The sequence below is a fragment of the Marinobacter sp. UBA3604 genome (assembly GCF_002375325.1).
In the GTDB taxonomy this organism is placed as follows: Bacteria; Pseudomonadota; Gammaproteobacteria; order Pseudomonadales; family Oleiphilaceae; genus Marinobacter; species Marinobacter salarius.
Genome location: NZ_DFMB01000006.1, coordinates 1 through 7,968 on the forward strand (window position 1 = coordinate 1; position 7,968 = coordinate 7,968).

Below are 7,968 nucleotides of genomic sequence, written 5' to 3' on the forward strand. Positions count from 1 at the left end.
TAACTCCCCCTCCTACTCGATTTAGTCGCCTCCGCAATGGTGCTTCATCAATGAAAATCCCGGGAATTAACCGGTAACGTCTGAATCAGATGGCTCAAATCCGACAGCCTTCCTGCCATCACGTGAACAATATCGCCTTCTCTTTCCAGGATCCCTTTCACATGTAACAACCGGGCCGTTATCAACGGCTTGCGCTGCCGCCGTGCGGTTTCCAGCCAGACCACCACGTTTACGTTTCCAGTTTCGTCTTCCAGGGTAACGAAGGTGACGCCGGAGGCGGAGCCGGGGCGTTGGCGGCCTGTGACAAGGCCAGCAACCTGAACCGGTCGGCCAGGCTGGATATTCTTGAGTTGTTCAGCGTTGAGACAGAACTTCAGGTGCCCCTGTTCCCGGAGCAGGGCCAGGGGATGGCGCTGCAAGGTCAGGCCCTGGCTGGCGTAGTCGGCCAGTACATTCTGGCCTTCCGTGGGTTCGGGCAACTGGTAACAGTGTTCTGGCTGGTAATGAGCCGCTGTCTCTTTGGCAAAGAGCTCCGCGGGCTGTTCGTGCTCAAGCAGTTGCCAGTAAGCCTGATGGCGATTAGTGGTAAACGTTGGCATGGCGTTAGCGCCTGCGAGCAGTTCCATGTCGCGTTGGTTCAGGCCGGCCAGGTGACGTAGTTCGGCGGTGGACCGGTAACCTTCAGCCGGGCGATTGTTGTAAAGGCGCTCGGCGCCGCTGGCAGAGAGGCCCTGTATGAGCCTGAGCCCCAGACGTAAATGACGATTGGGCGGCTCCAGGGTGTGATTCCATTGGCTGTGGTTTACATCCGGTGGTAGCACGGTGACGTCATGACGACGGGCGTCCTGGACCAGTTGGGACGGTGAGTAGAACCCCATGGGCTGGCTGTTGAGCAGGGCGCAGTAAAAGGCAGCTGGATAGTGGCGTTTAATCCAGGAGGACACATACACCAGCAGCGCAAAACTGGCGGCATGGGATTCCGGAAAACCGTAACCGCCGAACCCGCAGATCTGCAGGTATAACCGTTCGGCGAAATCGGCATCGTGGCCGCGTTCCAGCATGCCGTTGATCAACTTGTCCCTAAACGGTGTCAGGTCGCCGTGGGACTTCCAGGCAGCCATCGCACGGCGGAGCTGGTCGGCTTCACCGGCAGAGAAGCCCGCGGCCACCATGGCCAGCTTGATCACCTGCTCCTGGAAGATAGGCACACCCAGGGTGCGCTCCAGAACGTTCCGTACAGCGTCGTTGGGATAGTCCACCGGCTCCAGGCCATGCTTGCGACGCAGATAGGGGTGAACCATGTCACCCTGGATAGGGCCGGGGCGAACAATGGCCACCTCGATCACCAGGTCGTAATAGGTTTCCGGTTTCAGGCGCGGCAGCATATTGATCTGCGCGCGGGATTCCACCTGGAAGACGCCGATGCTGTCGCCTTTTTGCAACATGGCATAGGTGGCAGGATCTTCCTGCGGAATATCCTGCATGGAAAAAGGGGCACCCTTTTCCTCACTGATCAGGTCCAAGGCCTTGCGGATGGCCGTGAGCATGCCCAGGGCAAGCACGTCCACTTTCATCAGGCCCAGGCTTTCCAGATCGTCCTTGTCCCACTGTATGACGGTACGGTCCGCCATGGCCGCGTTCTCCACTGGTACCAATTCGGCCAATGGTCCGGCACTGATGACAAAACCACCGACATGCTGGGACAGGTGGCGGGGGAAGCCCAACAGGGTATTCACCAGGGTAAAGAATTGGTCGGCCACTTTCGGGTTGCGGGTGAGGTGTTTGTCGAGAATCTGCTGGCGCCAGTTGCTGGCCTTGTCCCGCCAATCGATGCCTTCCAAAAGCTGTTCCACCATGGCGGGATCAAAGCCCAGGGCCTTGCCCACATCCCGGATGGCACTGCGTGGCCGGTAGCGGATCACCGTGGCGGCCAGGGCTGCGCGTTCCCGGCTGTAGCGCCGGTAGATGTACTGGATAACCTCTTCCCGCCGTTCATGCTCGAAATCCACATCAATATCGGGTGGCTCTCCGCGATCCTTGGAGATGAAGCGTTCGAACAGCAACTCCACGTGAGCCGGGTTGACCTCGGTGATGCCAAGGCAGTAACACACGGCAGAGTTGGCAGCCGACCCGCGGCCCTGGCACAGAATGCCTTTGCTGCGGGCGAAGGCGACTATGTCCTGGATAGTGAGGAAGTAGTGCTCGTACTTCATCTCTGATATCAGGCTCAGTTCCTTGCGTATCAGCCTCTGAACGTTCGATGGCGTGCCGTTTGGGTATCGCCGGCGTTCACCGTCTTGGGTCAGTTGTTTCAGGTAGGCCGCCGGTGATGTTCCGCCCGGCACCAGGTCCGGTGGGTATTCGTACCGCAAGCTACCCGGTTCGAAAGTACATTGCTCTGCAATCACCAGGGTTTCCCTGAGCCAGGCTTCCGGAAACAGGCGATCAAGAACCGGTAATGGTCGAAGGTAGCGCTCCCCGTTCTGGAACAGGCAATGGCCGGCGTTCTCCAGGTTGGTGTGGTTGCGCAGGGCCGTGAGCACATCCTGCAACGGTTGCCGCTCGCGGCTGTGCATGTGCACCTCTCCGGTGGCGGCTATCGGACAACGCAGGTGGCCTGACAGCCAGCGTACCCGTGCCAGTTGCTGCTCCTCCCCGGATTCAAGAGTGCGGGCTGCGGCTATCCAGAGATTCGGCTCGAACAGGCGCTGAAGCCATTCACCACAGGCCAGGGCCTGGTCTGCATCCGCAACCGTGGGTGAGGGTGGCAGCCACAGGCACACACAATCGTCCAGTGAATGGGTTTCGATATCCCGGAAGAACAACCGGTACTGGCCTTTCTCCGCTTGCCGGCGACCAGTGGTGATCAACTGGCAAAGCTGACCATAACCCTTGCGGGTGCGGGCCAGCAGGATGAAGCGGGGAGTAACCGCTCCGGGCGGAGCGTCCTCAAGTTCAAACCAGCTGCCGGTGATCAGCTTTACCGGGCTGTCTTTCAGTGCAGCCCAGGCCCGAGGAATGCCAGCCACTGAGCAGGCATCTGTGATGGCCAGTGCAGAGTAGCCCAGCTCCAGTGCTTGCTCGGCCAGTTCATGGGGGTGTGAAGCCCCGGTCAGGAAGGTGAAATTGCTGAAGCAGAAGAGTTCGGCATAGCTGAAGTCGCTCATCAGCCAAACCAGCCATGCACAAACCAGCCATCCCGCACATCCCGGAACACCCAGGCAAGCTGGCCGTTGGACAGTTCGGCAATGTAATAATCCCGGTGAACCCGCTGGCCGTCCCACCAGCCCCCACTGATCCGTTCCGGGCCCGAAAACCACATGGTCGGAGCTTCGGCCAGCGGTTGTGGCCCTTTGAGTAACCATAAAGGACGACGGGGTAACGGGTCGGGAGAAGGAAGGCGGGTATGATTTTTTTGCTGCACCTCGGAGGCCGACCAGGCCCGTTCGGGCCGGTGATCTGCTTGCGGCGATAACTGCCGTAATGAATGTCCGCCAAGCCGTGCCTGCAGGCGGCTGATCAGGGTATGCCAGGCTTCGTTCAGATCCTGCGTTTCACCCAGGAGGTCCTGGCCAGAGGCCGCTTCCCGCCCCAGGAAGCGTTTAACCGACAGCACTAATGAGATCACCGGAGCCCTTAACGGGTGCTGCTCAAACCGTAGGCGGATAAGATTCAGAAATGCTTCGGCCCGATGCTCGGGGCCGGAGGTGCGAACCCGAATGCGGGTAGGCTCTTGATGCCGGTGCCGCAGGACCAGCAGCAGGCTGTCAGTATCCTGCTGTCGCCAGCACAGGTCTTCTTCCAGCTCTGACAGAATGCGCTGCAGAGGGAACAGCAGGCCCTGGGACTGCTCAATCTCCTGTACAAAATCCGCCTGCTGACGAAAGGTGTGGGGCGGTTGCCAGGGTGTTTGTGGGTCCGCGCGGTTACCCTGGATTTTCTGCACATACGCGAGGGTTTCCGGCGACAGACGGCGGGCCAGTTCAGCGGCAGGCAGTGCGAAGACCTCATCCAGGGTGTTCAGGCCGAGTCGTTGCAGGCGGGTACAGGTTTTGTCATCGAACTCTGCAGTCAGCAGGGACATCTGCCCCAATGTGCGCAGGATATGGCCTTTGTCTGCCGTGCATTCACCCTTGCCGGCATGGGCAATCAGCCGGGCGGCCAGTGGTGTGTGGCCGATGGCTATCCAGGCGTTAAGCTGGCGTTCATCCAGCCCCTGTTCCACAGTCTGCCAGACGGCGGCCAGTCCACCATAAAGCCGCTGCAGGCTGCCCACTTCCGCCAACAGGCCATTCGGGGGTACCAATACGATGTGAGCCGCGTACCGGTATAGCCAGCGCGCCTGGTCTTCCAGTATCCGGGCTTCCTGTTGGTGGTCCGCCCTGAGCATACCCAGTTCCGGTACCAGGCTGATGGCGGTTTTCAGACGCATGCCAGCGCGTACTCCCTGGGCATAGGCTTCCGGGCAGGCCTGGATAATCTTCTGGCCGGAGCCTTCCACAACAGCCAGCGCTCCCTGGTTTTCGCGGGAGCGGCGAATATGGTCGAGCAACAGGTGAGGAAAGTGCAGGTACAGCCAGAGCATGATACGCCTTACCCGGTCTTGCCGGCCCAGGGGCCTTGGACCACCCGGGGCGCTTCCCGGAAGGCCAGATCCGCCCGGTGCTCCATGGCTACTGAGCAACATTGGCCGGGCCAGCTGCCGCGACGTTTCAGAACATTGACCTTGAGCGCCTGTTGGCTTCCTGCCGTCAGATCCAGGCGTAGCGACGCCGGGGAGTTCTGTTCGGCATGGCGCCGTTCGCGGAACAGCACGCACACATTGCTGCCGGCCTCCGCGGCCAGTTGTAAGCGCCGTATGTCACGGGCGGCCAGTTTTCCGGGCCAGGCCATCACCAGGCCGGTGACCGGTGAACGCAGACAGTTTTCCAGTGTCCACAGGAAGTCGCCTTCGTCTTCAGTATTGATCAGTATGACCTGGTCCAGATTGACCCCTTCACGGGCCAGGGCAGGGGCGTAGGGTGTATGGGGCGGGTTCAGCCAGAATACGGTTTTACCCGCCTGAGAAAGCCGTTGCATCAGAGGCAGTAGCAAGTGCAACTCACCGATGCCGGGCTCATCCAGCAGACATTCACTCAACGCCCCACGAGGCCAGCCAACACCACCGAGCTGGTTGTCCAGCACCTGGTAACCGGTTGGCTCCGATGGCCGGCTGGTACGGATATGCTGCTGACCCTGCCATACACGGGCGTCTTGCATCAGCGTGTTCAGAATCTCGCTCATGGAAAGTTCTCAATATACTGTTTAAATATACAGTATTCTGAAAAAGACAGGATTTCAAGCAGTGGGTTGATAATGTGGCGGAACGAACCCACGCTTGTAGTACAGCCATCAACCATGGAGGTTGAAATGAGTGAACTGACGAAAGAAAGCTGCGAAGCCTGCAGCGCAGATGCACCCAAAGTCACTGCTGACCAGAAGCAAGCCCTGGGGAAAGACGTACCCGACTGGCAGGAGATTGAGCTGGACGGGGAAGAGCAGTTACAGCGAGTGTTCAAGCTCAAGAATTTTGCCCAGGCCCAAGCGTTTACCAACAAAGTGGGAGACCTGGCCGAAGAGGAAGGGCACCACCCCGCCATCCTTCTGGAATACGGTAAAGTGACCGTACGATGGTGGACTCATAAAATCGGTGGCTTGCACAAAAACGATTACATCATGGCGGCGCGCACCGACGCAGCCTACAAAGACATGCAATAATTCACCAAACCCACCGGAAACAGGATGTGTAATGGCTGAAGACCGTACAGATAACCCACTAACCCTTCGGTTAGGCCATGAAGAACTGGTTATACGGCGCCGTTACGAAGTGCTCAGCATCATTAATGATTTCCTGATCGCCATCTGGTTTCTGGTGGGCAGCGTCCTGTTTCTGTTTCCCGAACACGAGAAGGCGGCCATCTGGCTGTTCATTATTGGCAGTTTCCAATTCCTGATTCGCCCCACCATTCGCCTGATCGGGCATATCCACGTACAGCGCATTCCGGAAAGCCGCTGGGAAAGTTAGAAAGCGTCGTCTATCGGGCTGCGAACTCCAAAGCCTCCTTTACGAACCACATGTGTGTAGATTTCAGTGGTGCGCACGTCGGCGTGACCCAGCAGCTTCTGAATAGTGCGAATATCGTATCCGTTTTCCAGTAGGCGAGTGGCAAAGCTATGGCGAAACGCGTGGCTGTTTGCCTGCTTGTATACTCCCGCCTCACGAATAGCTAAACCGATGGCCCGTTGAACACCGCGATCCAGAAGATGGTGCCGGCGTAAGACGCCGCTACGCGGATCCATGGATAACTTGGCGGCTGGAAACAGATATTGCCAGGCAGGTTCTTTGCCTCCGCTGGGGTATTTTTGATTCAGAGAAAAGGGCATATAGACTTCGCCATGACCGCCGGCCAGGTCTTTCTTGTGCTGAACCAGGCAAGCGTCAATTTGCAGGGTTAATGGCTCTGCCAATGAGTCCGGGAGCAAGGTTGTTCTGTCCTTATTGCCTTTTCCACTGCGCACGATGATTTGCTGCATCCCGAAATCCACATCTTTTACTCTAAGTCTTAAGGCTTCGTTGATTCGCAGGCCGGAGCCATACATCAGGCGCGCAACCAACTGAGGAGCGCCTTCCAGGCCGTTGATAACGGCTTTGGCTTCATCATGGGTAAAAACGGTGGGTAAGCGTCTGGGTTTTCGTGCCATTTCAAACGATAGTTCATCCAGGGGCTGCTCCAGAAACTCGCGGAACAGAAACACGAGGGCATTCAGCGCAGTCCGCTGGGTACTGACACTGTTGTTACGCTGCACCGCAAGGTGCGATAGAAATTGTTCCACCTCTTTTGCCGAACAAGCGGAAGGATGCTGCATACCATGAAAACGGATGAAGCGCTTGATCCAGTGGCAGTACGTCTGTTCAGTCTTGTAGGCCATATTTCGGCTACGAATCAGTGTGCGCAGCTGATCCATAAAGCGGGTAGGGTTGTCTGGCAACTTTGGTGGGACATCCAAAATCATCGGCTCAGCCTCCATGCTGTTTATTTATACAGCATTTTAGGCCTGCTTTTGGGTTATTTCACGGTGAAAAACGGAGATATACGACAATTGTCGCAAAACTTCGTAAATTTCGTACCAATGAGCTGACAACTCTATGAAAGATATGGAATAGTCGTTGAGGATCTATTTCAGATAAGCGAACAGGTGTACTGGGTGAAACTTGACAATTGACGCTTATTTTTCAGACTGGTCAGTTGTTGAATATTTTAATTTATTGAAAATAAAAGAAAATTATGGTCAGTGACATCTAGGGTGTATGAAATAGGCGCGTTTTTGGTAGATGTCATTTGTCGTTGAATTAGCTGTTAAGTGTCAAAGGAATGATCGATGAAAGGTGAATGTCTCTGCGGAAACGTGAAGTTCGAAATTGAAGAGGAGATTCGCAACCTCTATCAATGTCACTGTTCGTTGTGTCGCAAAGCCACGGGGGCAGCCGCTAATGCTGCCACTTTTGTGCAGGGTAGCGCTTTTCGTTGGGTGTCAGGCGAAAGTGATATCAGGTCCTACAAAAAGCCCAGCGGCTTCCGAAGCGATTTCTGCTCAGTATGCGGCAGTCCGGTCCCTAACAGCCTAAGGGGCAGCGGAATGGTCTGGATTCCTGCCGGTTTACTCGATGAATTGGTTACATCGATGATTTCTGCTCACCTCCATACAAAGTCCGCTGCCCCTTTGGAACAAGAGTCCGCCGAGTGCGTTCGGCTGGATGGTGGGCCTGACAGCCTGGAATCACTTAACAAGTTGTTGTAGTTCGTTCCGGCCTACGGCCTCCACCGGACGCCCCTGTCGGGGCGCCGCTAAACGCAGGCGTTAAATGCCTGGCTTCGGCTGTTTTGGGTTTGGTGTTTGGCCGCGGCCCCCTCTGGCAGGATAGTTGGC

7 protein-coding genes are annotated in these 7,968 nt (G+C 56.9%); 3 read left to right on the forward strand and 4 right to left on the reverse strand.

What is annotated here, in order from left to right; genetic code table 11:
* Positions 1-47: 47 nt before the first annotated feature.
* The 3 genes from B2590_RS01340 to imuA are packed head-to-tail and all read right to left on the reverse strand — an operon-like array spanning position 48 to position 5,283.
* Positions 48-3,167: an error-prone DNA polymerase gene (locus B2590_RS01340; protein WP_127400967.1), complete on the reverse strand. Its 3,120-nt coding sequence runs from the start codon at positions 3,165-3,167 to the stop codon at positions 48-50.
* Positions 3,167-4,585: a Y-family DNA polymerase gene (locus B2590_RS01345; protein ID WP_036206752.1), complete on the reverse strand. Its 1,419-nt coding sequence runs from the start codon at positions 4,583-4,585 to the stop codon at positions 3,167-3,169. Before B2590_RS01345 ends, B2590_RS01340 begins: the two co-directional genes overlap by 1 nt.
* A gap of 8 nt (positions 4,586-4,593) precedes the next feature.
* Entirely contained in the window at positions 4,594-5,283 is a 690-nt protein-coding gene (gene imuA / locus B2590_RS01350) for a translesion DNA synthesis-associated protein ImuA (RefSeq protein ID WP_036206755.1), read from the reverse strand.
* 126 nt (positions 5,284-5,409) lie between these two features.
* Here imuA and B2590_RS01355 point away from each other — a divergent pair, with 126 nt between their 5' ends.
* Positions 5,410-5,757: a 4a-hydroxytetrahydrobiopterin dehydratase gene (locus B2590_RS01355; protein WP_036206996.1), complete on the forward strand. Its 348-nt coding sequence runs from the start codon at positions 5,410-5,412 to the stop codon at positions 5,755-5,757.
* Between the two features lie 31 nt (positions 5,758-5,788).
* Positions 5,789-6,064 carry a YrhK family protein gene (locus B2590_RS01360; protein WP_036206757.1) on the forward strand — a complete coding sequence of 92 codons (276 nt, stop codon included), beginning with the start codon at positions 5,789-5,791 and terminating at the stop codon, positions 6,062-6,064.
* On the opposite strand, the gene B2590_RS01365 is transcribed toward B2590_RS01360, so the two are convergent.
* Positions 6,061-7,068, reverse strand: a complete 1,008-nt coding sequence (locus B2590_RS01365; RefSeq protein WP_406565015.1) for an integron integrase — start codon at positions 7,066-7,068, stop codon at positions 6,061-6,063. The two genes, B2590_RS01360 and B2590_RS01365, sit on opposite strands and share 4 nt — an antisense overlap.
* Before the next feature lie 351 nt (positions 7,069-7,419).
* On the opposite strand from B2590_RS01365, the gene B2590_RS19225 reads away from it, so the two are divergent.
* A complete protein-coding gene (locus B2590_RS19225) occupies positions 7,420-7,839 on the forward strand; it encodes a GFA family protein (RefSeq protein WP_353744260.1) in 420 nt (139 codons plus the stop codon).
* Positions 7,840-7,968: the final 129 nt, after the last annotated feature.